General features: G+C 67.8%; 21 protein-coding genes. 13 read left to right on the forward strand and 8 right to left on the reverse strand.

What is annotated here, in order from left to right; genetic code table 11:
• Positions 1–19 precede the first annotated feature (19 nt).
• The gene (locus ACMGFH_RS14450; RefSeq protein WP_415379147.1) at positions 20–1,093 is read left to right on the forward strand and encodes a Gfo/Idh/MocA family protein; all 1,074 of its coding nucleotides are present in this window, start codon (positions 20–22) and stop codon (positions 1,091–1,093) included.
• Between the two features lie 43 nt (positions 1,094–1,136).
• Positions 1,137–1,934 carry an IclR family transcriptional regulator gene (locus tag ACMGFH_RS14455; protein WP_415379148.1) on the forward strand — a complete coding sequence of 266 codons (798 nt, stop codon included), beginning with the start codon at positions 1,137–1,139 and terminating at the stop codon, positions 1,932–1,934.
• A gap of 31 nt (positions 1,935–1,965) precedes the next feature.
• Here the strand turns inward: ACMGFH_RS14455 and ACMGFH_RS14460 are convergent, their stop codons facing one another.
• From ACMGFH_RS14460 to ACMGFH_RS14470, 3 genes are all read right to left on the reverse strand, one after another.
• Positions 1,966–3,981, reverse strand: a complete 2,016-nt coding sequence (locus tag ACMGFH_RS14460) for an ABC transporter substrate-binding protein (protein ID WP_415379149.1) — start codon at positions 3,979–3,981, stop codon at positions 1,966–1,968.
• A gap of 79 nt (positions 3,982–4,060) precedes the next feature.
• Positions 4,061–5,077, reverse strand: a complete 1,017-nt coding sequence (locus ACMGFH_RS14465; RefSeq protein ID WP_415379150.1) for an ABC transporter permease — start codon at positions 5,075–5,077, stop codon at positions 4,061–4,063.
• On the reverse strand, positions 5,064–6,095 hold the full coding sequence (locus tag ACMGFH_RS14470; protein ID WP_415379151.1) for an ABC transporter permease: 1,032 nt from the start codon (positions 6,093–6,095) through the stop codon (positions 5,064–5,066). Before ACMGFH_RS14470 ends, ACMGFH_RS14465 begins: the two co-directional genes overlap by 14 nt.
• Before the next feature lie 139 nt (positions 6,096–6,234).
• Here ACMGFH_RS14470 and ACMGFH_RS14475 point away from each other — a divergent pair, with 139 nt between their 5' ends.
• Together ACMGFH_RS14475 and ACMGFH_RS14480 are read left to right on the forward strand one after the other, a co-directional pair.
• The gene (locus ACMGFH_RS14475; RefSeq protein WP_415379152.1) at positions 6,235–7,314 is read left to right on the forward strand and encodes an ABC transporter ATP-binding protein; all 1,080 of its coding nucleotides are present in this window, start codon (positions 6,235–6,237) and stop codon (positions 7,312–7,314) included.
• Positions 7,307–8,431, forward strand: coding sequence for an ABC transporter ATP-binding protein (locus ACMGFH_RS14480; RefSeq protein WP_415379153.1), 1,125 nt, complete (start codon positions 7,307–7,309; stop codon positions 8,429–8,431). Before ACMGFH_RS14475 ends, ACMGFH_RS14480 begins: the two co-directional genes overlap by 8 nt.
• 61 nt (positions 8,432–8,492) lie before the next feature.
• Here the strand turns inward: ACMGFH_RS14480 and ACMGFH_RS14485 are convergent, their stop codons facing one another.
• Positions 8,493–11,009, reverse strand: coding sequence for a beta-mannosidase (locus ACMGFH_RS14485; protein ID WP_415379154.1), 2,517 nt, complete (start codon positions 11,007–11,009; stop codon positions 8,493–8,495).
• 304 nt (positions 11,010–11,313) lie between these two features.
• On the opposite strand from ACMGFH_RS14485, the gene ACMGFH_RS14490 reads away from it, so the two are divergent.
• The 9 genes from ACMGFH_RS14490 to ACMGFH_RS14530 all read left to right on the forward strand — a co-directional run bounded on the left by ACMGFH_RS14490 (position 11,314) and on the right by ACMGFH_RS14530 (position 20,709).
• Positions 11,314–11,604 (forward strand): hypothetical protein, encoded by a 291-nt coding sequence (locus ACMGFH_RS14490; RefSeq protein ID WP_415379155.1) that lies wholly within the window; start codon positions 11,314–11,316, stop codon positions 11,602–11,604.
• Between the two features lie 32 nt (positions 11,605–11,636).
• Entirely contained in the window at positions 11,637–11,867 is a 231-nt protein-coding gene (locus ACMGFH_RS14495) for a hypothetical protein (RefSeq protein WP_415379156.1), read from the forward strand.
• 1,290 nt (positions 11,868–13,157) lie between these two features.
• A complete protein-coding gene (locus tag ACMGFH_RS14500) occupies positions 13,158–13,385 on the forward strand; it encodes a hypothetical protein (protein ID WP_415379157.1) in 228 nt (75 codons plus the stop codon).
• Between the two features lie 289 nt (positions 13,386–13,674).
• Positions 13,675–13,953, forward strand: coding sequence for a hypothetical protein (locus ACMGFH_RS14505; protein ID WP_415379158.1), 279 nt, complete (start codon positions 13,675–13,677; stop codon positions 13,951–13,953).
• Between the two features lie 119 nt (positions 13,954–14,072).
• The gene (locus ACMGFH_RS14510) at positions 14,073–14,396 is read left to right on the forward strand and encodes a DUF5783 family protein (protein WP_415379159.1); all 324 of its coding nucleotides are present in this window, start codon (positions 14,073–14,075) and stop codon (positions 14,394–14,396) included.
• A 127-nt stretch (positions 14,397–14,523) separates the two neighbouring features.
• Positions 14,524–15,444, forward strand: a complete 921-nt coding sequence (locus ACMGFH_RS14515; RefSeq protein ID WP_415379160.1) for a metal-dependent hydrolase — start codon at positions 14,524–14,526, stop codon at positions 15,442–15,444.
• A 441-nt stretch (positions 15,445–15,885) separates the two neighbouring features.
• Entirely contained in the window at positions 15,886–16,173 is a 288-nt protein-coding gene (gene eif1A, locus ACMGFH_RS14520; RefSeq protein WP_274322323.1) for a translation initiation factor eIF-1A, read from the forward strand.
• A 69-nt stretch (positions 16,174–16,242) separates the two neighbouring features.
• Positions 16,243–17,115, forward strand: a complete 873-nt coding sequence (gene rio1, locus ACMGFH_RS14525; protein ID WP_415379161.1) for a serine/threonine-protein kinase Rio1 — start codon at positions 16,243–16,245, stop codon at positions 17,113–17,115.
• Positions 17,116–17,421: 306 nt separating this feature from the next.
• On the forward strand, positions 17,422–20,709 hold the full coding sequence (locus tag ACMGFH_RS14530) for a PKD domain-containing protein (RefSeq protein WP_415379162.1): 3,288 nt from the start codon (positions 17,422–17,424) through the stop codon (positions 20,707–20,709).
• Positions 20,710–20,751: 42 nt separating this feature from the next.
• On the opposite strand, the gene ACMGFH_RS14535 is transcribed toward ACMGFH_RS14530, so the two are convergent.
• From ACMGFH_RS14535 to ACMGFH_RS14550, 4 genes are all read right to left on the reverse strand, one after another.
• Positions 20,752–22,539 carry a PQQ-binding-like beta-propeller repeat protein gene (locus ACMGFH_RS14535; protein ID WP_415379163.1) on the reverse strand — a complete coding sequence of 596 codons (1,788 nt, stop codon included), beginning with the start codon at positions 22,537–22,539 and terminating at the stop codon, positions 20,752–20,754.
• On the reverse strand, positions 22,536–23,801 hold the full coding sequence (locus ACMGFH_RS14540) for a PQQ-binding-like beta-propeller repeat protein (RefSeq protein WP_415379164.1): 1,266 nt from the start codon (positions 23,799–23,801) through the stop codon (positions 22,536–22,538). The genes ACMGFH_RS14535 and ACMGFH_RS14540 overlap by 4 nt, the downstream gene beginning before the upstream one ends.
• Positions 23,802–23,888: 87 nt before the next feature.
• Positions 23,889–24,674, reverse strand: a complete 786-nt coding sequence (locus ACMGFH_RS14545; protein WP_415379165.1) for an SAM-dependent methyltransferase — start codon at positions 24,672–24,674, stop codon at positions 23,889–23,891.
• Between the two features lie 90 nt (positions 24,675–24,764).
• The gene (locus ACMGFH_RS14550; protein ID WP_415379166.1) at positions 24,765–25,469 is read right to left on the reverse strand and encodes a PGF-CTERM sorting domain-containing protein; all 705 of its coding nucleotides are present in this window, start codon (positions 25,467–25,469) and stop codon (positions 24,765–24,767) included.
• Positions 25,470–25,600: the final 131 nt, after the last annotated feature.

Raw genomic sequence — 25,600 nt, forward strand, 5'->3', positions numbered from 1 at the left:
GGTGGAGACCCAAAGCGCCATGGACGAGACTGTGACGGTGGGAATCGTCGGGTTGGGAACCCACGGTGCCAACCACGCACGGCTGCTTCGAGAGATGGGCCACGAGGTGTTCGGCGTCGACGCGGACCCGACCGCTCGCGAGCGGTTCGAACAGCGATTCGACAGACCCGCCTACGAGAGCCCGGACGACCTCTTCGGCCGGGACGTCGACGCGGTCGTCATCTCGACGCCGAACAGGTTCCACGAGCCGTCGGCGCTCGGCGCGCTCGAAGCCGGCCTCGACGTGCTCCTGGAGAAGCCGCTGGCCCACGATCTGGAGAGCGCCGAGCGCATCGCCGAGGCCGCCGAACGGACCGGCAACGTCTGCATGGTCGGGTTCCACCACCGCTACCGGGACGTCTGTCGCGTCGCCCGGTCGTACGTCGAGAGCGGCTACCTCGGCGAGATAACGCACATCGACGCGAAGTACGTCCGCCGTCGAGGGGTCCCCGGCCGCGGGACGTGGTACACCTCCGAGGACATCGCCGGCGGCGGGGCGCTGCTGGACACCGGCGCGCACTGCCTCGACATGCTGCTGTACCTCTCCGGGTGGCCCGAACTCGACTCCGTCAGCGCCGCCGTCGACTCGTACTTCGGCCACCGCGACGACTACGCGTACCTGGAGATGTGGGGCGAGGACGACCAGACGAAGATGTACGACGTCGAAGACACCGTCACCGCCTTCTGCGAGTTCGAGGGCGGTCTGACAGCGACAGTCGAAGTCGCCTGGGCCGCCAACGACGAGGGGAGCCACTCCTACCGGATCAAGGGGACCGACGCCGGCGCGAAACTCGACGTCACCAACTCGCTCGACGCGGTCGAACCCGTCCCGGACCAGCGCAACGACCTGACGCTCTACGAGGTCCGCCAGGGCGGCCGCGACCACTTCGTCGACTCGACGGTCCACGTCAGGCCGAACGACCCCTACACCGACGAACTGGAGACGTTCGTCGACGCCGTCGTCACCGGCGAGCGGCCGTCGCTGACGAACGTCCACGAGGCGCTGGACGTCCAGCGGGTCATCGACCGCATCTACGACGCCCAGACCGGGTGACCGGCCGGGACGATTTATATCCGCGGGGTGCGTTCGGCGTCGTATGACCGGCACCGACGGCGAGACCGGCAAGACCGTCCAGTCCGTCGAGACCTCGCTGCGCGTCGTCGACGTCATCCGCGAGCGCGACCGGGCGGGCGTCACCGAGATCGCCGAGGCGCTCGACTGCTCGAAGGCGGCGGTCCACCACCACCTCACGACGCTGCGCAAACACGGCTACCTCGAACGCGACGACGGCGAGTACCGCCTCGGCCTCGGCTTCCTCTCCGTCGGCGGCCAGGTCCGCGAACACCAGCCGCTGTATCACCTCGCGAAAGCCGACGTCGAGGACCTGGCCGCCGAGACCGGCGAGCAAGCGCGACTCATCGCCGAACACGACGGGAGAGGCGTGACCATCTACCGGACGAGCGGGGACCGGACCGACCACCCGCGGATGCACCTCGGGAGCGACGAACCCCTCTACTGCACCGCCGCCGGGAAGGCGTTCCTCGCGGAGCTGACGCCCGAGGCCCGTGACCGCTACCTCGCCGAGACGACGCTCGAACCGTACGCGCCGGCGACGGTCACCGACCCGGACGCGCTGCGCGAGGAGCTATCGACGATCGCTGCAGAGGGCGTCGCGTTCGACGACGAGGAGCGCTACGAAGGCGTCCGCTGCGTGGCGGCGGCCGTGGACTCGCCGGACGGCGAACTCCTCGGCGCGATCAGCGTCTCGGGGCCGACCGAGCGCCTCTCGGGCGAGCGGTTCCGCTCGGAGCTACCCGACCGACTGCGTAACGTCGTCGGCGTCGTCGAACTCCAGAACACCTACTCGACGTGGACCGAGCAGTTCTCGCAGTGACGCCGACCCGCGACGACGGGCGGCGCCGGACTCAGTTACCCGCGCCGTCCACGGCGCCGTGGAGCATCCACTGCCAGTGGTTGCGCAGGTGGTAGACGTCCTGGTCGGGGTTGGGGAAGACGAACTTCTCGGTGTTGCCGTAGTGGGTGAACACCTCGTCGAACAGTTCGAGGTTCGGGACGGCCCAGTTGGCGTACCACGCGAACTCGGCGGCGAGGTCTTCCAGTTCCTCGCGGGAGGTCGTCCGACGCATCGAGTCGTTGAGGACGAACGGCTCCAGGGTATTCGTCTCGGAGACCTGCGAGAGGTCGAGCGTCTCCGTCCCGACCTCCGCGGGGTACTCCGGTCGGATCGGCTGTCCGAGCCGGTCGTCGACTTCCTTGCCCCCGGAGATCTCGAGGGGCCTGGGCTCGCAGGAGTCGGCGCTCTCGCCGGGGTTGGCGAGCATGTTCAGTCCCCAGCCACGCAGCTCCTGCCAGCCCTTCCCGTTGCGGCCGAGGCTGTACCAGACCGCCGGGTGGAGCCCCGACTGAAACCACGTCATCACGTCGAACTCGAAGGTGTTCTGCCACTTGTTCATCAGCCCCGAGTACGATAGCGACTGCACCTTCGTCTGGATGCCGAACTCGCCGAGCTTGTTGCTGAGGTAGTCAGAGATGAACTTGTACTTGTTCCACGGCGGCGTGATGTGGGTGAGGTTGACGCTGCGCCCCTCCTCGTCGGTCCACGTCCCGTCCTCCTTCGTGTAGCCGGCGGCTTCCATCAGCCGGGTCGCCTCGTCCAGTTTGGCCGTCGACCCGTAATCGATCATCTGCTCCAGCGCGCCGTCGGGCAGGTAGTTGTTCTCCATCTGCCGCGAGGTCATGTTCTGCGTTCGGACCGTCATGGCGTTGACGCCGAGGCCGCTGTCGAGCGCGGTGGTGATGTCCTCGTAGTTGATCGCGTAGGCCAGCGCTCTGCGGACGCGCGGCTTGGCGAGGTGCGGGTTAGCCTTGTTGAGCTTGAGGCCGATCTGGGCGCCCGTGGGGACGCTGTGGACGACTTCCATGTTCCGGTTCGGGACCGACGTGCCGGAGATGGCGCCCACGTTCCCGGCGTCGACCTCGCCGTTGGAGATGGCCTGGGTGATCTTCTGGTTGCTGCCGAGGAGGTCGATGGTGAACTGCTGGAGGTTGGTGTTGTCGGCGCGGGGGTGGTCGTCGACCTTCTCGTGGACGATCCGCTGGGTGTCCCAGTCTGCCGGTTTCCAGAGGCCGCAGCCGTACCCCTCGTCGACGACGGTCTGGAGCGACAGCGACTCCTCGTTGAACTCCTTGGTGACGCTCTCGATCGCCGACTCGCTGGAGGCGTCGCGGTAGCGCTCGAACCACGGCTCGTAGAACTCGTATCTTGGGAAGTTGAGGCTGTTGCGCTGGTTCAACAGCGCCAGGTCCGGGTTCGTCGGGCACCGGTAGTTGAACCGGATCTTCGCGGGCTGCTCCTGGAGGACCTCGGCGGGGTTGTCCGGGTGTGTCTCCTGGTAGTGCTGGGTGAAGTTGGTGTAGGTCCGCGTCGTGAGGAGGTCCTTCGGCCGGACCGGCGTCCCGTCCCACCACTGGTAGGCCTCGCCGAGGGTGAGGGTGGCCGACGAGCCGTCGTCGGCCACCTCGAAGGAGTCGGCCATGAACGTGATCGGCATCCCCTGGAGGTTCGCCTGGATCGTCAGATCGCCCCAGATCCGATTGAAGAACCACTCGGAGTTCGAGTTCGGGCTCTGGGGATTGAAGTTCCCCTCGACCGGGTTGAAGTCACTCTTGACCACCCAGTTGAAATTGGGGTCCCGCGCTTCGACGCCCTCGTCCATCGCCGTCTGCTTCGCGACCGTCTCAGTCGAGGCGCTCGACGCGCTCGTCTCGCCGTCACCGTTCGTCGGCCCTCCGCCGTCGCCGCCGGTCGGCGTCGACCCCCCGCCGCTGCAACCCGCCAGCGCCGACGCCCCGACGCCCATGACCGCGGACAACCACGTCCGGCGGCTCAACTGGTCGTGTCCACCGCTATCGTCCTGCATGAGTACCTGTGTCAATTCATCGCCACTACAAAATAGTTTTGGAACAAATATGATATTCAGCTGATCGGCGGGACCGCGGTCAGTCGGCGTCGACGGTGGTCTCCTCGCCGTCGCCGAGCTGGCGGGCTCGCAGGCGGACGTTCCAGAGGCGGTCGAGCGACTGCGCGGTCAGGATGAGTCCGAGGACGAGGAGGACGATGGTCAGCATGGGGAACACGAGCCAGTGGAGCTGCGAGACGGCGGTCAGGTCGGAGTTGTTGTACGCCTCTTGCATCATGATGCCCCAGTTCTGCGTCGAGGTGGGGAGCAGGCCGAGGAAGTACAGGCCGACGGCCTCGAAGATGATGCGCCGCGAGCTGTTGGCGAAGTTGATCGATATGTACGGCATCAGGTTCCGGACGACGTACTTCCGGACGATCCGCGCGTCGGAGAGCCCCATCACGCGGGCCGCCTCGACGACGTCGTTCTCGCGGATCGAGAGCACCTCCGAGCGGACCGTGCGGGCCAGCCCCGGCCAGTTGTTGATCCCGAGGATGAGCCCGACGACGTAGGGGTCCTCGGGCACGTAGACGGCCACGAGGACGACCACCAGCGCCAGCGCCGGGACCGTCATCACGGTGTCGGAGAACAGCATCAGGACGTAGTCCCACCGGCCCGACTTGTAGCCGGCGACCGTCCCGATGGCCGTCCCGAGGACCATCGACAGCAGCGCCCCCGAGAGGATCATCTTCAGCATCGCCGGCGTCGCGTGGACGATCTGGCGGTCGATCTGCTGGCCGAGTACGCCCGTCCCCAGCGGGTACGCAAGCGACTGGAACGGCGGCGCGAAGATCGGCGCCTCCATCGTCGTCGGCTGCGGGTAGACCACGACGCCGACGGTCCCGAGGAGGGTGAACGCCGCCAAAATCGAGATGCCGACGACGCCGCGAGGGTCCTCGGCGACGATCTGCAGCGGCGCGATAACGTGCTCCCGGATCCCGTGACCGATCCTGTCGGCCAGCGACTCCCGCTGGACCGACGTGTCGGGGGAAAACAGGTCCTCCTCGGCGGTTCCTCCGTCAGAGCGGAGTTCCGAATCGGCCTCAGAAGGCCTCACGGTCGCCACCCCCCTTGACGCGCGGGTCGATGATCCCGTAGGTCAGGTCCGCGAGGAGGATGCCCAGGAGCGTGATGGCCGTGAAGAACATGAACGAGCCCATCAACAGCGGGTAGTCGCGGTTGAGCAGGGCCTCGTAGGTCACGTAGCCCATCGCGGGGTAGCCGAAGATCGTCTCCAGGATGATCGAGGACGAGAACACCGTCGCGATGGCGAGCGTCAGGCTCGTGTAGATGGGCAGCAGGGAGTTGCGCCCGACGTAGCGGATGGCGATACGCGCGTCGCTGATGCCGCGCAGGTGGCCCACCCGGATGTACCCCTTGCCGAGCTCCCGGATGCAGTTGCCCCGGTAGGCGAGCGCGCCGCCGAACCCGGCGATGAACGAGGCGAACACCGGGAGCGTGGCGTGCCTGACGATGCTGACCATGAAGTCGACGTTGAGCCCCGGCGTGTAGGCGCGGTCGTAGAGGCCGCCCGAGGGGAACCAGCCGAGGTTGAACGAGAAGACGATCAGGACGACGATGCCGACGATGTAGAACGGGACCGTCCGGTTGAGGATGGAGAAGCCGGTCAGCACCTTGTCGAAGCGGCCGCCCTCCTTGTAGGCCATGCCCGCCCCGAGCAGGAGCGAGGTCGTCCGCCCCAGCGCGATGCCGTAGACGCTGATGAAGATGGACCACTGCATCCGCGTGGCCAGGACCTCCGTCACGGGCTTGCTGAAGTGAAACGACCGCCCCAGGTCCTGGTGGACGATCACCTGTTCGAGGTAGTCGACGTAGGCGAGCGGGATCGGTCGGTCCGGGTTGATGTTCGTGTACGTCTCGACCATCGTGTTGATCCGGTCGAGCTCGGCCTGACTGAACGACCCCGAGGTGCTCATCTGCTGCATGAGCCGGAGCCGGACCATCTCGACCGGGCCGAACGGCATCAGCCGGAAGATGGCGAACGCCAGCGACGTGACGATGGCGAACACCAGGACGGCGTGGGCTGTCCGCTTGAGGAAGTAACTCGACGCCATGTGTTCGCCGTCGCAAGTATCCCGTTTATGTTTTTCGGCGGCCACGTTCCGAACCACCTCCGGGATCCCGGCGGTATCGACGACGCCCGACTGCCGGCCCGAGCGTAAATTTTTATATCAGGATAGAGAACCCCGGCGCATGACAGTTGCCGAGTCAGCGGAGCGACCGGCGGGAGACGTCGTCTTCGAGGTCAGGGACGTATCGGTCACCTTCGACATGGACGCGGGCGAGTCGCGCGTCCTCGACGGGGTGGACTTCGACGTCTACAGGGGCGAGACGCTCGGCGTCGTCGGCGAGTCCGGGTCGGGCAAGTCGATGTTCGCCTCGTCGCTGCTGAACGCCGTCGTCGAGCCCGGCCGCGTCGGCGGCGAGGTCACCTACTACCCCGAGAACGGCGAGCCGCTCACCGTGACGGACATGAGCGAGTCGGAACTCAAAGCGGGCGTCCGCTGGCAGGAGATGGCGTTCGTCGTCCAGTCGGCGGGGAGCGCGTTCAACCCGACGATGACCGTCCGCCAGCACTTCCTCGAAACCTTCGCCGCCCACGGCGTCGACGAGCGCGAGGGGCTGGAGCGCGCCCACGAGATCTGCCGCGACCTCTACCTGAATCCCGAACAGGTGCTGCCCTCCTACCCGCACGAGCTGTCGGGCGGGATGAAACAGCGGGTGCTCATCGCGCTCGGGGTCGTCCTCGACCCGGAGGTGGTCGTCCTCGACGAGCCGACGGCGGCGCTGGATCTCCTGATGCAGCGCGCCATCGTCTCCCTGCTCTCGGACATCAAAGAGAAGTACGACCTGACGCTCGTGTTCGTCACGCACGACCTGAACCTGATCTCGCTCATAGCCGATCGGCTGGCGGTCATGTACGCCTTCGAGTTCGCCGAGGTCGGGCCGACCGAGCAGATGCTGACCGAGCCCGAGCACCCTTACACCCGCGCCCTGCTGAGCGCGGTCCCGAACGTCTCGGCGCCGCTGTCGACGATGACGGCGATCCCCGGCTCCACGCCGAACCCGAACGACGTACCCAGCGGCTGTCCCTACCACCCGCGGTGTCCGGTCGCCGACGAGCGATGCACTCGCGAGGCCCCCGCACTCGACGTGTTCGACCGAGAACACGCCGCCGCCTGCCATTACCCCGACGCCGCCAGGCGGGAGGTCCGGATCCCGACGACGCCGGGACCGGCGGAGACTGACGAGGAGCGTGGTGTCGATGAGTGACGACGTGGTCGTCTCCCTGGAGGACCTGCACGTTCACTTCGAGAACAGCCGGCTGTTCGGGCTGAAGGGCGCCGAGACGGTCAGGGCGGTCGACGGCGTCTCGCTCGATATCCACGAGAACGAGGTCGTCGCGCTGGTCGGCGAGTCCGGCTGCGGCAAGACGACACTGGGCAAGGCCGCCATCGGACTCCACCGACCGACCGAAGGGAGCGTGCGGTACCGCGAGACGGACGTCTGGGAGGCCAAGGACGCCCGCGGCCTGCTCGGCGGTGGCGACCTCGACCACGACTTCGAGGAGATCCGCCGGGCGCTCCAGATCGTCCACCAGGACCCCGAGGCGTCGCTCGACGCGAACTCCCGCATCGAGTCGATCCTCGCCGAACCGCTGCGCCGCTGGGAGCCAGAGATGAGCCGCACCGACCGGCGCGAGCACGTCTACGGCTTCCTGGAGTACGTCGGCCTGGACCCGGCGGCCGACTTCGCCGACCGGTATCCTCACCAGCTGTCGGGCGGCCAGCAACAGCGAGTCGCCCTCGTCCGCGCGCTGTTGATGAGCCCCGACCTGATCCTCGCCGACGAGGCCATCAGCGCGCTCGACGTGAGCCTCCGGATCAACATGATGGACCTGATGCTCAGACTCCAGGAGGCCGTCGATACCGCCTACCTCTACATCACGCACGACATCTCCAACGCCCGCTACGTCGCCAAGAAGTCCGGCGGTCGCATCGGCATCATGTACCTCGGGAAGCTCGTCGAGATCGGCCCCGTCGACCGGGTCATCGAGAACCCCCAGCACCCCTACACGAAGGCGCTGCTGTGGGCGACGCCGGACCTCGCCTCGGGTGAGCGGGCGAGCGACGCCCACGGCATCGAGGACGCGCCGCTCCGCGCGATCGACGTCCCCGACGCCGCGAACCCGCCCTCGGGTTGTCCCTTCCACGACCGCTGTCCCGAGGCACGCGAGGTCTGCACCGACGAGATGCCACCGTCGACGGCCGTCGAGTCCGGCCACCGGACCCGCTGTTTCCGCGCCGACGACGATCACGGCTACTGGGAGAGCGCGCCCCTGCCGGACGCCGACGAAGGGTCGGCCGCGAAACGATCGGCCGGCGATTGACCGGTCAGACGAATACGGCGTTTTCGGCGACGGTGCTACCGATCGGATAGCTCGCTGCCCGTCAGTACGTCTCGCGCAGGTGTCGGACCGAGAGTTCGTCGGCGAGGTGGGTCTCGACGAGCGCCTCCCGTCGGTCGTCGTAGGCCTCGAACGAGAGCGTCCGCTCCTCGCCGGGAACGAGGTGGACGTAGTTGTCGGCGAAGGCGCCCGGCAGCGCGCCCGGGTCGAGTTCGACGAACAGCGCCGCCCGGTCGGCGCCGATCGTCACGTCGGACCCGTCGATCTCGACGGCCAGATCCGTCTCGGGCAGGGCGAGTCGCTTGTAGTCGGCGAAGAAGGCCGTCGACGGGTAAGACTCGCTCGGGCCGTCGAACGCGGCGCGGACCATCACTTCCGAGGGGGCGACGTCCTCCGGTAGTCCCGCGCGTTCGATAGTGGTCAGCGCAGTGCTCTCGTGGGCGTCGATATCGACCGCGACCGACTCCTCGCGGACGAGTTCGCCGTCGAAGGTGACGACGTCGAGGTCGACCGTTCCGGTCAGCGACCTCGTCTCGTCGCTGGTGATCCACAGGGTCTGGGCGGTCACGTCGCCCCAGTCGGCGTCGCCGGGGTCCTCGGCCTGCGCGTTGTCGACCCCGTCGCGGCCCTCGAACTCGGGATGGAACGAGAGGAGGACGGGGGCGAACTGTCGACGGGCCGCGTACTGCTGGGCCTTCCACTTGCCGTCGTACTCGATGGACGACCAGGAGGCGACCGGCCAGAGGTCGTTGAGTTGCCAGTAGAGCGCGCCCATCGTCGTCGGTTTGCGTCGGCGCCAGTACTCGATGGCCGTCGACATGGCTTCGGCCTGGAGCAGTTGGGAGACGTAGACGAAGTCGCCGAAGTCGAAGGGGATGCGGAAGTAGTCGGCCATCCGGCGGAGGATGGTGGCGTTGCCGCCGGGGTTGCGCTGGTGGTGTTCCATCATCGGCGACGTAGGGTTGAAGTCGCCAGGGTCGAGGACCGTCCGGAGCGAGTCGAGCGACGGGAACGACTGGTAGCCGAACTCGGAGACGAAGCGGGGTTCCGTCGTGTAGTAGTCCTCGAAGGGCTGGCCCCTGTGCCAGACGTCCCAGTAGTGGATGTCGCCCTTCTCGAAGACGTAGGGTTCGAGTTCGCCGGGGCCGCTCGAAGGCGAACCGGGCCAGTAGGCGCGGGAGGGGTCCTCCTCGCGACAGGCCGGTTCGACGGTCTCTTCGTAGAGGGCGCGGTAGTCCTCGCGGTGGGACTCGTGGCGCTCGTGGTCGCCGTACCAGTTCTCCAGCGCCTCCTCGTTCTCGTTGTTGGCGCACCAGACGGCGATCGAGGGGTGGGTCGCGAGGCGGCGCACCTGGTAGCGGACCTCCTCCTCGACGGTGTCGAGGAACGCGTCGTCCGCGGGGTGCAGCGAGCAGGAGAACATGAAGTCCTGCCAGACGAGCAGGCCGTACTCGTCGCACAGGTCGTAGAACCGCTCGCCCTCGTAGTAGCCGCCGCCCCAGACGCGGAGCATGTTCATGTTCGCGTCGGCGGCGCTGCGGATCAGGTGCTCGTAGCGCTCGGCGGTCACGTCGCCGTACAGCGGCGCCGTCGGGATGGTGTTGGCCCCCTTGGCGTAGACGGGTTCGCCGTTGACCTCGAAGTAGAAGGACGTGCCCGCCTCGTCGGGTTCGACCACCAGGTCCACCTCGCGGAATCCGATCCGGTCCGTATGGGTGTGCTCGCCGAGAGAGACGGACAGGTCGTAAAGTGGCTGGTCACCGTACCCGTTGGGCCACCACAGCACGACGGCCCCCTCGTCGACGGGAACGACGAGTTCGACCTCCTGCTCGCCCGCGTCGAGCGCGACGGACTCCGTGACGTCGGTCTCGGCTACCTCGACGGCCAGGTCGTACGTGCCCGCGGTCGGCGCGTCGACGCCGACGGTGACGGTGAGGTCGATCCCCTCCCCGGAGTGGTCCTGTTCGGTCTTCGCGTAGCGGATCCGCGGCTCGGAGTAGCCGACGAGCGAGATGTCGCGGTAGATGCCAGAGGTCGGCAGGCAGGGGCCCCAGTCCCAGCCGTAGTGACACTGGGCCTTGCGGACGAACGCGCGGCCGGGCTGGTCGACGGGATAGCGGATCGACGGCACCTCGTGGGGGTACTCGGCGGCGCGCTCTCGGCCGTGCTCGACGGGCGAGCGAAACCGGACGGTGACCTCGTTCTCGCCCGGTTCGAGCGCGGCACCGGCGTCGAACTCGTTGCCGACGTGCATGTTGACCGACTCGCCGACGACCCGGCCGTTGATCAGGACGGTCGCGACCGTGTCGAGCCCGTCACACCGCAGGACGACGCGCTCGTGGTCGAGGAGCCGCTCGTCGACGTCGACGGTGCGGCGGTAGACCCAGTCGGTCGTCCCCACCCACTGCACGTCGAGTTCGTTGTCCGCGACGAACGGATCGGGGATCACACCGTCGTTCAGGAGGTCCGTGTAGACCCCGCCGGGTACCTCGCCGTCGAACCATGACTCCCCATCTGATCGACGGAACCGCCACTGTCCGTTCAGCGACTGAGTTCGCATACGGTCTACAACGCCGGCTCTGGCCCTTAACAGTGTCGCCACCGGCCACCTCGTGGCCCCCGATTGCGCCTCGCCGACCGGCAACTCCCTCCGTTCGTTTCCACACCTCGTTTGATTCCTGCAAACACGTTCGGCCGTCGTCGAAGCTAGTTTGCTCCACGGAAACAGCAGTCGATGCACGCGGAGATCCGTCCGGACCCCGGCAACCACAGAATTGCTCCAGTTCGACCGCAGACCGGGGGCGGCGCTCCCGCAGGACCGTGACGACCGAACACTGATTACGGATCGGCAACAGCGGGGCAGTATGGCGGAGACGTTTCGACAACAGCTCCTGATGCACGTCTGTGCGAATCAGCTGGTCGTGGCGCTGCTGTTCGCCGGTAGCGTGCTCGCGCTGGTCCTCGACGTCGCGATTCTCGTGTTCGTCAACGAACCCGGCGGGCCGGGCGCGACGGTAGGAATCATGAGTCTGCCCGGCCTCCTGTTCATGATCGGTTGGACGGGCTACGGGCTCTACCGGTGTCGCGACGACATGCCCTACGGCCGGTCGGGCCCGACGCTCGACGCGGGCGACGACGGGCCGCCATCGTTATAACCCTGGATCGCGCGTTTGAGGACGTGCCCACGATGACTGACAGCCTGGACTCCGGTACGGACGAGTATCACCCGCTGCTCCGGCCGCTGGTCGCGGTACGGAGTTCGTTCCTCAACTTCATCGTCGCCCTCGGCGTCGCGATGCTCGCAGCGGCGATCGCGGTCTCCGGCGCGATCGCCGGCATCCTCGGCGTCCTCGGTATCAGCGCGATCGGCTACGCACTGCTCGGCGAACTCGGACTGCGCGCCATCGGCTACAAGTGACCCCGTGGCCGCGGCCGGCGCGCGCGAAATGGCTGTGTCGACCGTCCGTTCGTTTGTAGAGAGCAAACAGAGGATTACAGTCGTACTGTTGTAATCACGGGGAGACCACCCTGGAACCGACCGAGGTGACGGGAGCGGGAGTCACAGAGCTCGACTGGAGACGGGAGATCGGAGGTACGGCGAGTAATTCCATCGAGATATAGTGGCAGGTGTATTTTACTTCGGATAATACCACATGAATCTGTTATTTCTGTGGGGGAGTCGCTGTATCGCGGATGGTTCGATAGATATTCAATGCAACAGCCCCCATATCCCCGATCTGTCGCTTCTCCAATTCAGTTGTTGTGTCGAGAGAATTGTTTCGACTATCGGCCCCGTACTGTCGATACCGGCCCTCAAGAGCTGTTTGCGGCACCGCTGATCACCTCAATAGTTCTTGCCTAACTCAAAAGGGTCACAGTATCATAATTCGTCCTATATTGAATACGATCTGATGTATTTCCTATCGAATCTGCTGTCTGGGGCCGGAGTGAAACGCCTCGCGCTCACCGGGCCGTCTACCCAGTCGAACGATCGCCACCGATCAGAAGTATTCGCACGCACTTCATATAGCGGTATATGATTCACAACCTCAGAGGATAGCGGGACTACGATCACGTCCAGATCGAGAGATAGCGACACAGAGAGGATCATCGTCGAAATTTCTCGACCAACGGTCGCGCCGATAGAATTCTCCGGACAGAGAGCGTCACGACTACCATCGGCGGTCGACAGCCACGCGACGAACGGACCGGCATCCATCGTGACGGGGTCCGGCCCAGAGTGAGAACGGAAGCGAGCACAGCCGACCCCGGGGTCAAACTTCGGGCCCGCATCTCGGCGACTACCGTAATGACCGCCGACGAGCTTGGGCCGGGACTGACCGAGTGACACGCTCGGTTCGACCGGGCCGCAGAGTCCGTCTCGGACGAATACGACTAGAAGTCACGAATCGGTGTCAGGTGAGCGCGACTGATGAATTGGGAGATTGCGCGCGCGATGACGTCGACTCGAAGCGGCAGCCGGTGCCACCACTGCGGCGACGGACGACTCGCCTATCTCGACCCGTTCGACAGGGCACACCTTGAGGAGTGTACCTGCGCCGACGTCACGGCGGGGTGCTCGGCAACGGGCGGCCGTCGCGGATTTCGGGCCGGCGGAGGGCCCGTTCGTGGGCTTGAACCCGGGGGTGTCGGCGGAGAGAACGGGCGGTCGTGGCAACTATGGGGGTCGGCCGCGAGAGATCCGACGATGGTAATCGAGGAACGGGACGCCTTCGACCTGGTGCTCGTCGCGACGGCCCTGGCGCTGGTCGTCGGGTCATCGGTCGAGGCGTCGAACCCCGTTTCGGTGGTCGGCTCCGTCGTCGGCGCGGTCACGTCCGTCGACCCGATCGCCTATCTCGTCGTCGTCGGCGTCGGCGGCGTGTTGTTCATGGCCTACGCCATGCTGTATCTGCCTTCCCAGAGCAGACACTGACAGATCACTCGATAGGGCCGTCCGGTCGCACGTAGACCCCACCCGTTTCGCAGAGTCATCGCCGAGGCGCCTGATTGAGGCGGTCTCCGGCGGTAGGCCGCCCCGTAGCTGCTTTCGTCGACCCGCTCGTCAGTGCCATCGCCACTATCATAAACCACATGCAGATATATCAAAACGACACTGCTAGAGCGAACTGCAGGCTTCGGGCGCTGGGGAACGCAGAGTCCGCCCGAGAGGTCGCGGGGCGGGTGGCAAATATTTAAGCGGGAGGAGCCAACGGGGAAGAACGATGCACACCGACGCGACGGACGCACTGACCGACGACGGGAAGCTACTGTTCGGGGCTGGGTTCGTCTTCGGGGTGATGGCGTCGCTGGTGTTGCTGGGCGTCGTGATCGCGGTGATCGCGTCGAACGGCCAGTCGGTTCCGGTGACGGTCGCGGCGACGGTCGTCGCCGGCGTCGTCTTCGCGGCCATCGTCGGCGGCGGCCTCTATCTGCTGGCGTTCCCGGAGAACCGGATGCGGATCCCGGTCGACGACTCCGACTTCGGCCTCGACGAGGAGTGAACGAGTCGGGACGAAGGGACGGTACCGAACTGGACGAGCGCACGACGGGGCGGACACGCCGGTCCGGCGTCGTCACGAGACGGACGACTTTTTGTCGGTGGTCGTCGTCGGTCCGGACAATGGCCGAATTCGACCCCGAGAAGTTCGAAGACAAGTACGCGAACTACTTCACGGAGCTCCAGCGCGCCTACAAGCAGGCCTTCGAGACGATGAACGACCGCTACGACTCGGAGCTGATCCACGCAATCGACCAGCAGATCCTCGCCGAGAGCGAGCCCTTCTACGAGGGTGAGGGGGAGTTCCGCGTCGAACTGCCCGACGATCCCACCGACCGCCTCTCGGGCGTGCTCGCCGCCGACGACGAGAAGGTCGAGACCATCCTCGACCGCTACGTCGAGGAGATCGAGGCGGAGATCCGCTCGGTGTTCGGGCTGAACGACTGAGCCGGGCGTCCGTCCGCAGGGTGACTGACTCTCGACACCGCTAGAGGATCCGCCCGTGTCGACGGCACCTGGGTGTGCGACTGCGTCGCGCGAGACACTTATCTTCGGGCGCGGCGAAACGCGGGTGATGTTCGTCGGCCACGCCTGCCTCGCGTTCGCGGTCGCCGCCTTCGGCGCCCATCGACTGGGCTGGAGCCGAGCGACCGCGCTCCGCGTCGCGGTGCTGGCCGGCCTCTTCGCCGCGCTCCCCGACGTCGACGTCGTCTACGGCCTCGCTGGACTCGTCGCCCCGGCGCCCGGCGCCGGCCCCATCCCCGTCGAATCCTTCTGGGACGCCGGCAACCAGGTCCACCGCGGCGTCACCCACGCCCTCCCCGTCGCCGCAGTGGCGACCGTCGCCGTCGCACTCTCCGCTCGTTCGGAGTTACACTTGCGGGCAGTCGGTGGTGGCCTGCTTCTCGCGCTTATCCCCGGCGTGACACTGCTGAGTGGCCTGCTCGCGGGCGCGGTTACCGCAGTGTTCGTCGTCGGTGCGGCCGCGCTGGTCGTCGCCGCTCGCCGCCGAGACGTGTCGCCGCGGGTCGTGGGGACAGCGGCCCTCGTCGGCCTGGTCACCCACCCCTTCGGCGACCTGCTCACCGGCGAGCCGCCCGCGTTCCTCTACCCCTTCGACATAACGCTCGTCGCAGAGCGGGTCGTCCTCTCGGCCGACCCGACGCTCCACCTGCTGGGCGCGTTCGGCGTCGAACTCGCGACCGTCTGGCTGGCCCTGGCCGCCTACTTCCACATCTCCGGGAAGCGTCCCCACTCCCACGTCGACCGCCGCGCGGTGCTGGGCGTCGCCTACGCCGGCGCGGCGCTCGCCCTGCCCGCGCCGACCCTGGAGGTCTCCTACCACTTCGTGTTCAGCGTGCTCGCCGTCGGGTTCGTCGGCGCCGCGCCGCCTTCGTTCGAGCGTCTCCGGACCTGGCGGGCCGCCGTGACGGGACTGGCAGCCGTGAGCCTGGCCGCCGTCGCGTACCTGATGGTGTACCTGATCGTCGGCTGAGTTCGAGCCGTCAGAACCGATCGCACGCGTTGACGGTCTTCGACCCGCTCGCTAACAGACGGATCGGCTGTGGGAGACAGCAAGCGCTGAAAGCCCTCGGCCCGCCAAGAGACAACGACCACCCAGAACGGCACCGCAGACGGCCAAACGCCTCCCCAACCGACTGCGCTTCTCGCTACGCTGTCGCCGAAAATCGAAGATTTTCGAGATCACGAGAGAGCTTCGCTCTCTCGGACGACGATGCTCGTCCACCGTCAGAGCAAGCTCTGACGAGCCTTCGTTCACTCCGTTCACGAAGACCTCGCGCGGCTTCCGTCGCGCGCATGAAAGCGCGCTCCAGCGGGCGCCACCGCGTCAGTTCCCGTTTCCGGGCCGGACTGCCCCCGTTCCCGCTCTCCAAGTCTGCAAAACTTAAAACGTCTCCCGAGACAACGGACGAGTATGAGCGACAACGAGGGACGAACCGACCTGCGGATGCCCGACGACGACGAGGTGTTCGCAGTCGTCACGGAGATGCTCGGAGCGAATCGAGTGGAAGTACGGTGCATGGACGGGACGACGCGAACGGCTCGCATCCCGGGCAAGATGCAGAAACGCATCTGGATCCGCGAGGACGACGTCGTCCTCGTCGAGCCGTGGGACTGGCAGGACGAGAAGGGCGACATCACGTGGCGCTACGAGAAGCAGGAAGCCGACCAGCTGCGAGAGGAGGGACACATCCAGGAGTAGCATGGAGGACCACACCACCGCCGAGTGCGCCCGCTATTTCTCCTCGCGCGCTCGGTGGAGTCGCTGACCATGGCGGAGTATCGCCTGCTCGACACCGACGACGTCGATTCACCCGGGGACGAGTGGGAAGAGGTCGACGTCTACGACACCGAGGCGGACAAGATCGCTCGCCAGCGCGACCGCGAGTTCAACGAGTTCCGCGAGCGCATCAAGAACACCGAGCAGTTCAAAGTCGAGGCGTCGGTGTTCGACGACGCCACCTTCGCCGCCCTCTACAAGCTCGTCCAGGACGACTACATCACCGCCTTCGGTGGCCCCATCTCCACCGGCAAGGAGGCCAACGTCTACACCGCGCTGGCGCCCGAAGACACTGAGGTCGCCGTCAAGGTCTACCGCATCAACGCCTCCGACTTCACCGACATGCGGGGGTATCTCGACGGCGACCCGCGCTTCCAGGGCATCGGGTCGGACAAGAAGAAGGTCGTCCTCGCGTGGGTCCGCAAGGAGTTCGCTAACCTCAACCGCGCCCGACAGGCCGGCGTGCTCGTGCCCGAGCCCATCGCCGTCGAGCGCAACGTCCTCGTCATGGAGTACCTCGGCACCGACGAAGGCCGCGGCAAGCGCCTCTCCGAGGTGAATCTGGAGAATCCCGAGACCGCCTACGAGGTCGTCCGCGAGTACATGCGCCGCCTGCACGGCGCCGGCCTCGTCCACGGCGACCTCTCCGAGTACAACCTGATCGTCCACGGCGACGAGATATACGTCATCGACCTCGGACAGGCGGTGACGGTCCACCACCCCAACGCCGAGGAGTTCTTAGACCGGGACTGCGAGAACGTCGCTGCGTTCTTCGGCCGGCAGGGCCACGACGTGACCGCCGACGACCTGAAGGCGTATATTCTCGACCAGGACGACGACGAGGACGAAGCGGACGAGTTCTGAGCCGCGAGACAGCCAGGTAGCGTGGGGACGGGCTCCGTCTCGTTCGGCGAAAGTATTCGGTAGTCGGAGAAGTCACGGCGTGGGCCCGTTGTCAGCCGAGAATTTTCGCCGGCGTAGTGCAGTGAGCCCCGGAATTTTTGTAAGGGTACACTGTATCAGCGGACGACAATGGTGTGGGTTGGAGGACACGAGAGCGGGGCGAGTCGAGGCGGACGCCGGACCGGCGTCGGGGTAGCTTGGCGAGGTGTCGATCCGCGAGTCGACCGGATCGGGTGGCAGAACCGACCGCGACGGGAGCGCCGGTAAATGCGGCGTGCCGTCGCGGCGGTCGCCGCCGCCCTCGTCGTCGTGTCGCTGACCGTCGGCGCCGTCGTCGTCTCGGGAACGACGACAGCGGCCGCTCCGGAAACGGTCGACAGTGCCGACGGCGCGCGGTCGGCCCTCCTCGATTCGGCCGATGCGAGCGCGGCCTCGGATCGCGAGAACGGGTCGGCGAACGCGGCCGGCAGGGTGGGTGCCGTCCGGACCCTCGACGCGGACAAGCGACCGGCGCCGCTGGTCGAGCAGTGGAGCGAGACGGTCGACAGCGAGCGCGGCGACGTGATTGCCGACATCGAGCGGACAGACGACGGGTCGGTCGTGTTCGCGGGGCAGACCCGGCTGGCCTGGGACGACTCGCCGACGACGCAGGCGTGGGTCGGGCGGGTCGACTCGCTGACCGGCGACCTGGAGTGGGAGACGGCGTGGGGCGACGGAGAGACGACGGTCTGTCCGGACGGAGGGAGCTGTTCCACGTCCTACCCAGACGACTCGGCGGTCGACATCGCGCCCGACGGCGCGGGCGGCTTTCTCGTCACTGGCCACACGGAGACGCTCACGACACGTTACGCCGAGCGGACCGGGAAGCGCGAGTGCCGCTACTCGATCATGCTCATGCGCGTGAGCGCCAGTGGGGGTCCGAACGTCGACGGCGCGGGCGACTGCACGAGCTGGATCGGCGGCGCGAGCGCCGGCGCGCCGGGAGCCGTGGGAACGGTCGTCGCCGGCCAGCACCTAGCCGAGTACCGCGCGGGCGACACGCAACCCCAGTGGACCGCCTTTCAGGGGTCCGGGGTCGGCTTCACCGACGTGATCGCCGTCTCGGACGGCTACGTCGCGGTCGGACACGAGCCGAACGGCCTCGGAACGATCGCGAAAGTCGGGCCGAGCGGTTCAGTCGAGTGGTCCCGCACTATCGGACCGGGTTCGGTCGTTCTCCAGAGCGTCGTCGCGACCGATGACGGCGACTACGCGTTCGCGGGGTGGACCGAGCGCGGCGGCGACCTCGACGCGCTCGTCGGGGAGGCAACCACCGACGGCGCGATCAACTGGACGACCACCTACGGCGGCGAGGGCTACCAGTCAGGCCACGACCTCGTAGCGGTCTCCGGCGGCTACGTCGTCGCGGGCACCAACGCCGAGACGCGACCGGCGGGCACGATCGCCCCGCCGTACGGCGACGGCTGGCTGTTCAAAGTGAACGCGAGCGGGCAGGCCCGCTGGGAACGCAACTTCACGCGGGAGGATCAGGTCGGCGGGTTCGGCGCCATCGCGAAGACGGACAACGGCTTCGTGATGGGCGGTGGCGTCAAGGACTCCCAGGGACTCGACGAGTCGACGCTCGAATCCCGCGACGGCTGGGTCGTGCGAGCGCTGCGCTGCGTCGACACTGACGGCGACGGCACCACCGACGACGACGGCGACGGGCTCTGTGACAACTGGGAGGACGAGGGGATCGACGTGGACGGCGACGGCCACGTCGATCTAGACCTGGCCGGGATGGGTGCAGACCGGGAGCGCAAGGACGTGTTCGTCGAGGTCGACTACATGGACTGCGGCGCCGAAGGGAGCGAGTCCTGTCTGACACCTCACGACCACGAGCCGACGGCCGAGTCGCTCGACCGCATCGAAACGGCGTTCGCCGACGCGCCGGTCGAAAACCCCGGCGGCGGACAGGGGATCGACGTGCATTTCCAGGTCGACGACGCCGTGCCCGAGGACCGGATGATCGACTTCGGCGGTTCGTACGACATGGAGGAGTTCTTCGCGATCAAGTACGGCGACGACCGCTGTGGAACCGGAACGAACGGCGGTCACTTCGGCACGACCGAGGACCGCGAGTCCGAGAACTGCGAGAAGCGCCTCGAAGCGCGACTGCTCGCCTATCACTATCTGCTGGCCGCGCACAACAACTCCGTGGGCGCGCTCGGACTCGCGCCGACCCCCGGAAACGACATCATGTCGTTCGCGAGCGGGCCGAAGGCCGACGACGCGGTGCGAGAGCGGGCGCGCTACACCCATCTCCGAGACGACCTCGAAGACACGACCGTCCACGAGGAACGCGTCTGGCTCGAATCGGTGACGACGATGCACGAACTCGGCCACAACCTCGGCCTGCGACACGGGGGCGACGAGAACAGGAACAACAAACCGAACTACCTGAGTCTGATGAACTACCAGTACGCCCACAACTACGTGGGCCGGGCCACCTCGCTGCCCGGAGTCGACGACGACACGTGGGCGCGTCCCGAGTCCGACCTCGACTTCTCGCGCGAGCGGCTGCCGGCGCTCGACGAGGAGTCTCTCGCCGAGAACGCGGGTCTCGGGGGACCGAGCGACGAACGATCGATCTTCGTTCGCAACGGGAGCTCCGAGGAGGTGCCGCAACGGTTCGTGATTCCGGGGGCGGGCGGGATCGACTGGAACCGCAACGACCGGGTCGCGGGGTCGGTCGCGCTCGACGTGAACGACGACGGCGAGACCACCGAACTCACCGGTCACGAGGACTGGTCGAACCTCCGGTACGACTTCCGCGAGACGGAGTGGTTCAGACAGCAGTACGAGAAGCTCTCGGACTTCGCCGTCGGGTGGACGCTCCGCGCCCACCTGAACGCCGGGCTCGGGTCGGCCGACGTCGACGGCGACGGCGTCGTCAACATCGCGGACAACTGCCCGCTGGCGGCCAACGCCGACCAGGCCGACGGCAACGGAGACAGCACGGGCGACGCCTGCACGCGCGACACCGAGGCGCCGGTCCCGCAGTTCACCGCCGAGCAGGTGACGGTCGACGGCGAGCCGGCCGTCCGATTCGATGCGTCGAACTCGACGGACCCCGAGGGCCGCGGCGTGATCGCCTACGTCTGGGACTTCGGCGGCGAGACGGACGGGTACGGGCAGGCGCCGACACACGTCTTCTCCGAGGCCGGCGAGTACACCGTTGCGCTCACCGTCGAGGACTTTGACGGCGACACCGCGACCGTCGAACGGTCGGTGTCCGTCGCGGCGAGCGCCGACAGCGAGGCCGACGCGGACGACGGCGACGGTGATTCGGCGAGCGGTGGCCCGTCGAGCGGCGACGGAGACGCGAAGTCGGCGGGCGACCCGTCGTCGAATATCGACTCGCCGGCCGACGGACCGGTCGCGGTCGGCCCGCTCTCGGCGCTTCCGGGCGGTTTCCCCGGACTCGCGCTCGGATTCGGCGGGGGTGTCGCCGGCGTCGTCGTCCTGGTCGCTGCGCTCGCGAGTATCGGCGTCCTGCGCAGGAAAGAGTCCTGAGCGGAGCCACCCACCGGGGTCGCAGTGCGGTCGGTACCGTCGTCAGAACCGGTAGCGCCGCCCGACCAGCAGGCCGCTCGTGGCGATCCCGAGGGCCATCCCCGCCAAGACGGCGACCGGCGCGCCGAGCGGGCCGCGCCCCGCGAACAGGCCGGGCAGGGCGGGGCCGGCCGACGGGTCGCCGGCGGTATCGGTCCCGGCGCCGACGCGCTCGCGTCCGTCCGTGGCGCCGGACGGGTCGGCGTCGCCGGTGGACTGCGAGGCGGCGGTCGGCACCGTCCCGGGGTCGACCGCCTCGTAGGCGCGTATCGCGCCGGCGGTTTCGAGGTAGACGGTGCCGTCGGCGACGGTCATGTACGGTCTGACCCCCTCGACCTCGAACTCGTAGCGGCGGTCGCCCTCGGTCGCGTCGAACGCCGACACCGCGACTGCCGTCGTCGTCGTGCGGAGTTCGTAGAGCGCCCCGTCGACCTCGGAGATCTCTCGCACGTCCTCGAAGTCACCGTAGGCCCGGCTCCAGGCGGGCTGCGGGAAGAAGCCGTCCGTGTCCGGGCCGTGGAGGGTGTCGCCGGCGTACGCGGAGAAGCCGCCCGCCGAGTAGACGTAGAGGTTGCGCTCGCCCGTGTGGACCGTCCACGTCGGGCCGAGTCGGTTCGAGGAGACCGCCCAGCGGGTGTCGCCGGTCGCGTCGTCGATCCCCTGGATCTTCGGCGCGTCCGACTCGTCGACGGGCGACCAGGTCTGGGCGACGACGGTCTCCGACGCGGAGTAGACCGCGACCGGGTCGATCCGCGAGTTGCCAGAGGCGAGTTCCGTCCAGATCTCCTCACCGGTGGCGGCGTCGAGCGCGTGCAGGTTCGCGACGGCGTCGTTCCCCAGCGGTCCGCTTCGAGCGGCGTACACGCGGCCGCTCGAGACGAGCGACACGCGCTGCTGGCCGTAGAGGTCGCCGTTCGGTCGGGTCCAGACCGTCTCGCCCGTCGCCGGGTCGAGCGCGATGACGGCGCCGGCGTCGTACTCGTCTTGTCCCTCCCGGTAGCCCGCGTAGATACGCTCGCCGTCCGTCCCGACGCCCGCGGCGATCCCCTTCTGGCGCCAGGCGACGTCACCGGACGACGAGTCGAGCGCGACGAGCGTCTGGAGCCCGGTGTCGACGGTCAGCGTGTGGACGCGGCCGTCGACGACGTAGATCGGGTGATAGCGGTCGTGGGTGCCCCACGCCTCCCCTCGGCGGTCGTACAGGACCGACCCGAGTTCGTGTTTCCAGAGGCGGTCGCCGCTCTCGGCGTCGAACGCGTGGAGGAAGTAGGTGTCCGGCCGGGTTCCGTTCCCCTGCTCGTACATGACGACGTACGCGGTCCCGTCGGCGACGACCGGGCGACCGTGGAGTCCGGCGGTCTCGAACTCGACGCGCCACTCGACGTCGAGCGTCTCTCCGTCGAGCGCGTACAGCGCCGAGAAGAAGCGCTGTTCGCCCTCGTCGCCGGCCAGCTTGTTGCCGGTGAACACGCCGTACACCTGCCCGTTCGCGACGACCGGCTCGTCTTCCATCGACGAGTAGGCTCGGTTCGTCTCGTCCGCGATACTGAACGCGCCTCGACGGACGATCGTCGCGTTCTCCCCGCGGTGGACGACCGTCTCGTTGCCCGACTGGAGCGACGCCGCGGCCGCGACCTCGCCCCGCGGAGCGTCGGCGCTGGCAGGCGGGGCGGCGACACCGCCCCCACCGGCCAGCGCGGCGGCCGCGGCGCCGGAGAGGGGGGCCACGACGAGCAGCCCCGCGACTGCGACGAGGACGAGCGCACCGGCGCTCGACGTGTCGCCGGTCATCGCGCCCCCAGCGCGTACAGCGTTCCCTCGGTGTTCCCGAGTTCGAGGCCGGCGACGTAGATCCGGTCGTCGGTGACGACCGGCTGGACGTTGAGATTCCCCTCGAAGGAGACCCGCCAGCGGTCGCTCCCGTCGCTCGCGCCGAGCGCGCGCAGTTCCGCGTACTCCTCGTCCACGCAGTAGACCGTGTCGCCGGCGACGACCGGGCTGCCGGCGACGGTGATAGATCGCTGCCAGGTCCGGTCGCCGCTCTCGGCGTCGAAGGCGTGGAGCGCGTCGACGAGGTTGACGCCCGTGTAGACGGTGCCGTGCGCGACCGCGGGTGACCCGTATACGACCTGGTTCAGCGTCTCGGTCGACCACAGGTGCTCGCCCTCCGCCGCGGGGTCGTAGGCGTAAACGTGCGACGGGCCGCCGACGTAGAGCCTGCCGGCCCGGTACACTGGAGCGGTCACCGGCGGCGTCGCGCCCTCGGGTTTCAGCGCCCACAGCTCCTCGCCGCTCGCGGCGTCGACCGCGATCAGCCACGCCTGGGCGGTCAGGTAGAGGGTGTCGTCGACCACCGCCGGCGGGTTTCGGATCCGAACCCCGGTCCGGAGCGCCCACTGGCGCGACCCGTCGGGGTCGATGGCGAACAGGAGTTCACCAGCGCCGACGTATATCGTCCCGTCGGCGACGACCGGCGCACTCGCCGGCGTCGAGACGTCGAACGTCCACCGCTGTTGCCCGCTCTCCCTGTCGATCGCGTGGACCGCCGTCGTCCCGCCGACGTACGCCGCCTCGTCGTCGAGCGCCACCGTCCGGACGCCGAGTTCGAGTTTCTCGACCGCGTCGTACACCCACCGTTCCTCGCCGGTTTCGGCGTCGACCGCGCGGACGGCGCCGTTCTCGCCCTCCGCGAGATAGAGCGTCCCGTCGTCGGCGACGATCGTGTTCACGCCGCCGACGGGGGCTTCCCACTCGACCGCCGGCGCGCCGTCGAATCCGAGCGGCGCCGTCCGGTGGCCCGTGTTCCAGCTGTCGTAGTGATAGCGGGGCCAGCCGCCGTGTTCCTCTTTCGGCCCGTCCATCCCGTCGGCCGTCGGCGTCGACTCGTCGGTCGCGCCGGTGTCGCTCCCGGCCGCGTCCGTTCCGACCACGCCGTCGAGGATGTCGGCGCTACAGCCCGACACCCCCGAGATCGCGGTCACGCCGACCGCCGACAGAAACCGGCGCCGGCCCGCCCGCGACCGCCCCGAATCACCCCGTTCCTGACCCGTCATGTCAGCACTGTTGCTACCGCGTGATATCAATCCCCAGGGTAGAACGCGGTTCGTTCCCCGCTCACACCGGAGAAATTCGTCGGCCGGTCACTCGACTGGCTGGGCGAACCCGAAGTTCGGTTTCACGTCGTCGACGCGGACTTCGAGCGTCTCTCCTTCCTCGACGCCGGAGACGAACAGCGTGTAGCCGTCGACCTTGGCGACGCCGTCGCCGTCGCTCCCGATGTCGACGATGTCGACCTCCAGCGTGTCGCCCTCGCGGACGGGCGACGTCAGGTAGCCCTTCGCGACGAGGTAGAGCTCCGACGAGGAGTCCCGTGAGGCGTCCGGCCGGACCTGCCGGACGTACTCGAACTGCTCCTCCATGTCTTCCTGGAGCGGTTCCACGTCCTGTCCGTCGAAGACCTTCACGGCGAGGTCGCCGCCGGAGTCGAGCACCTGGTCGGCGACCTCGAAGGCCTGCCGCGCGAGGTGGACCGATCGGGCGTGGTCGAGGTCGTAGTCGCCGGTCATGTTCGGCGCCATGTCCGAGATGACGACGTCGACTGGGCGCTCGTCGCCCGCGGCGCCGACGCGCTCGACGATCTCCTCGATCGTCGACTCCTCGGTGATGTCGCCGCGGACGTACTCGACGTTGTCGTGGTCCTCCAGCGGGTCGATGCGCTGACGGTCGACGCCGACGACGGTGCCGTGTTCGTCCACTTCCTCGGCGGCAACCTGGAGCCACCCGCCCGGCGCTGCGCCCAGGTCGACGACCGTGTTCCCCGACCCGAGCAGCCCCGCGGTCCGGTCCAGCTGCTGGAGCTTGTACGCGGAGCGGGCGCGATAGCCCTCCTGTTTGGCCCTGTTGTAGTACTCGTCCTTACCGCTCATTGACGCCGAATAGCCAGCCGACGCGGTTAGGGGTGTCGTTCCGGCCGTCCCGTCAAGGACGGGTACGGCGGAGCGCTCACCGGACGGCGGTCACTCCTCAGTGTCGCGCCACCGCAGGAGCGCGCCGCCGCCGGCGAGACCGGCCAGGGCGGCGAGCGCCCCGAATCCCGGGCCGCTGCTGCCGAATCCGCCGCCGTCGCCCGGCTCGGTCGTGGCGACGGTGGCCTGTCCGCCACCGGCGCCGCCGTCCGCCTCACCGTCGACCTCGATGTCCGAGCGACCGATCTGTTCGAGCGTCACGCCGACGAAGCCGCTACCGCAGCGGTTGAAGCGATTGATGATGTAGAGCGTCCCCGGAGCCACCTCCGCCGAGTCGCCGATGTACAGCGTCGTCTCCTCCTCCTCTGGCGTCCCCTCCGTCTTCCGGTTGATGAGGTGGACCTCGTAAGCGAGCATCGTGTCGGGCGGCCACGTGTCGCTCCCGGGCACGTCGCAGTCCTCGGCGATCCGGACCTGCGCCGGCGAGGTCGACCCGCCGACGTGGATCATGAAGCCGGCGATGTTGTCGTTCTCCCACCGCGTCACCTCCGGGATCGCCGCGGCCTCGGTAATCTGACCCGCGGCGACGCCGCTCGCGCCCGCGAACCCGGCCGCACCGACGGCGCCAGCCCCGATCGCGACACCGGTCCCCGCGAGCATCGACCGCCGCGTCAGTTCCGGCCCTCCCGTAGAGTCACCGTTCGCCGCGTCCCCTCGGTCGATCCCTCGACCGTCGCCGCTCGATGGTGCCGGCATACGGATGTCGTAGTGGTCTCCCGGGCCTAAGACCGGTGGGTGCATTCGCAGGCAGTGGCCGGCCGCTGCCGCCGAAGCGAGCGCCGTCCATCACCGCGACCGCGCGTGCCCTCGCGGGCAATGAAGGGACT

This window comes from Halosimplex rarum (assembly GCF_047715405.1).
Taxonomy (GTDB): domain Archaea; phylum Halobacteriota; class Halobacteria; order Halobacteriales; family Haloarculaceae; genus Halosimplex; species Halosimplex rarum.

Bases quoted from the DNA above. Each gene is read 5' to 3' on its own strand.
- ACMGFH_RS14450 (WP_415379147.1), top strand. From the start codon at position 20: ATGGACGAGACTGTGACGGTGGGAATCGTCGGGTTGGGAACCCACGGT.
- ACMGFH_RS14455 (WP_415379148.1), top strand. From the start codon at position 1,137: ATGACCGGCACCGACGGCGAGACCGGCAAGACCGTCCAGTCCGTCGAG.
- ACMGFH_RS14460 (WP_415379149.1), bottom strand. From the start codon at position 3,981: ATGCAGGACGATAGCGGTGGACACGACCAGTTGAGCCGCCGGACGTGG.
- ACMGFH_RS14470 (WP_415379151.1), bottom strand. From the start codon at position 6,095: ATGGCGTCGAGTTACTTCCTCAAGCGGACAGCCCACGCCGTCCTGGTG.
- ACMGFH_RS14475 (WP_415379152.1), top strand. From the start codon at position 6,235: ATGACAGTTGCCGAGTCAGCGGAGCGACCGGCGGGAGACGTCGTCTTC.
- ACMGFH_RS14480 (WP_415379153.1), top strand. From the start codon at position 7,307: ATGAGTGACGACGTGGTCGTCTCCCTGGAGGACCTGCACGTTCACTTC.
- ACMGFH_RS14485 (WP_415379154.1), bottom strand. From the start codon at position 11,009: ATGCGAACTCAGTCGCTGAACGGACAGTGGCGGTTCCGTCGATCAGAT.
- ACMGFH_RS14490 (WP_415379155.1), top strand. From the start codon at position 11,314: ATGGCGGAGACGTTTCGACAACAGCTCCTGATGCACGTCTGTGCGAAT.
- ACMGFH_RS14495 (WP_415379156.1), top strand. From the start codon at position 11,637: ATGACTGACAGCCTGGACTCCGGTACGGACGAGTATCACCCGCTGCTC.
- ACMGFH_RS14500 (WP_415379157.1), top strand. From the start codon at position 13,158: ATGGTAATCGAGGAACGGGACGCCTTCGACCTGGTGCTCGTCGCGACG.
- ACMGFH_RS14505 (WP_415379158.1), top strand. From the start codon at position 13,675: ATGCACACCGACGCGACGGACGCACTGACCGACGACGGGAAGCTACTG.
- ACMGFH_RS14510 (WP_415379159.1), top strand. From the start codon at position 14,073: ATGGCCGAATTCGACCCCGAGAAGTTCGAAGACAAGTACGCGAACTAC.
- ACMGFH_RS14515 (WP_415379160.1), top strand. From the start codon at position 14,524: ATGTTCGTCGGCCACGCCTGCCTCGCGTTCGCGGTCGCCGCCTTCGGC.
- eif1A (WP_274322323.1), top strand. From the start codon at position 15,886: ATGAGCGACAACGAGGGACGAACCGACCTGCGGATGCCCGACGACGAC.
- rio1 (WP_415379161.1), top strand. From the start codon at position 16,243: ATGGCGGAGTATCGCCTGCTCGACACCGACGACGTCGATTCACCCGGG.
- ACMGFH_RS14530 (WP_415379162.1), top strand. From the start codon at position 17,422: ATGCGGCGTGCCGTCGCGGCGGTCGCCGCCGCCCTCGTCGTCGTGTCG.
- ACMGFH_RS14535 (WP_415379163.1), bottom strand. From the start codon at position 22,539: ATGACCGGCGACACGTCGAGCGCCGGTGCGCTCGTCCTCGTCGCAGTC.
- ACMGFH_RS14540 (WP_415379164.1), bottom strand. From the start codon at position 23,801: ATGACGGGTCAGGAACGGGGTGATTCGGGGCGGTCGCGGGCGGGCCGG.
- ACMGFH_RS14545 (WP_415379165.1), bottom strand. From the start codon at position 24,674: ATGAGCGGTAAGGACGAGTACTACAACAGGGCCAAACAGGAGGGCTAT.
- ACMGFH_RS14550 (WP_415379166.1), bottom strand. From the start codon at position 25,469: ATGCCGGCACCATCGAGCGGCGACGGTCGAGGGATCGACCGAGGGGAC.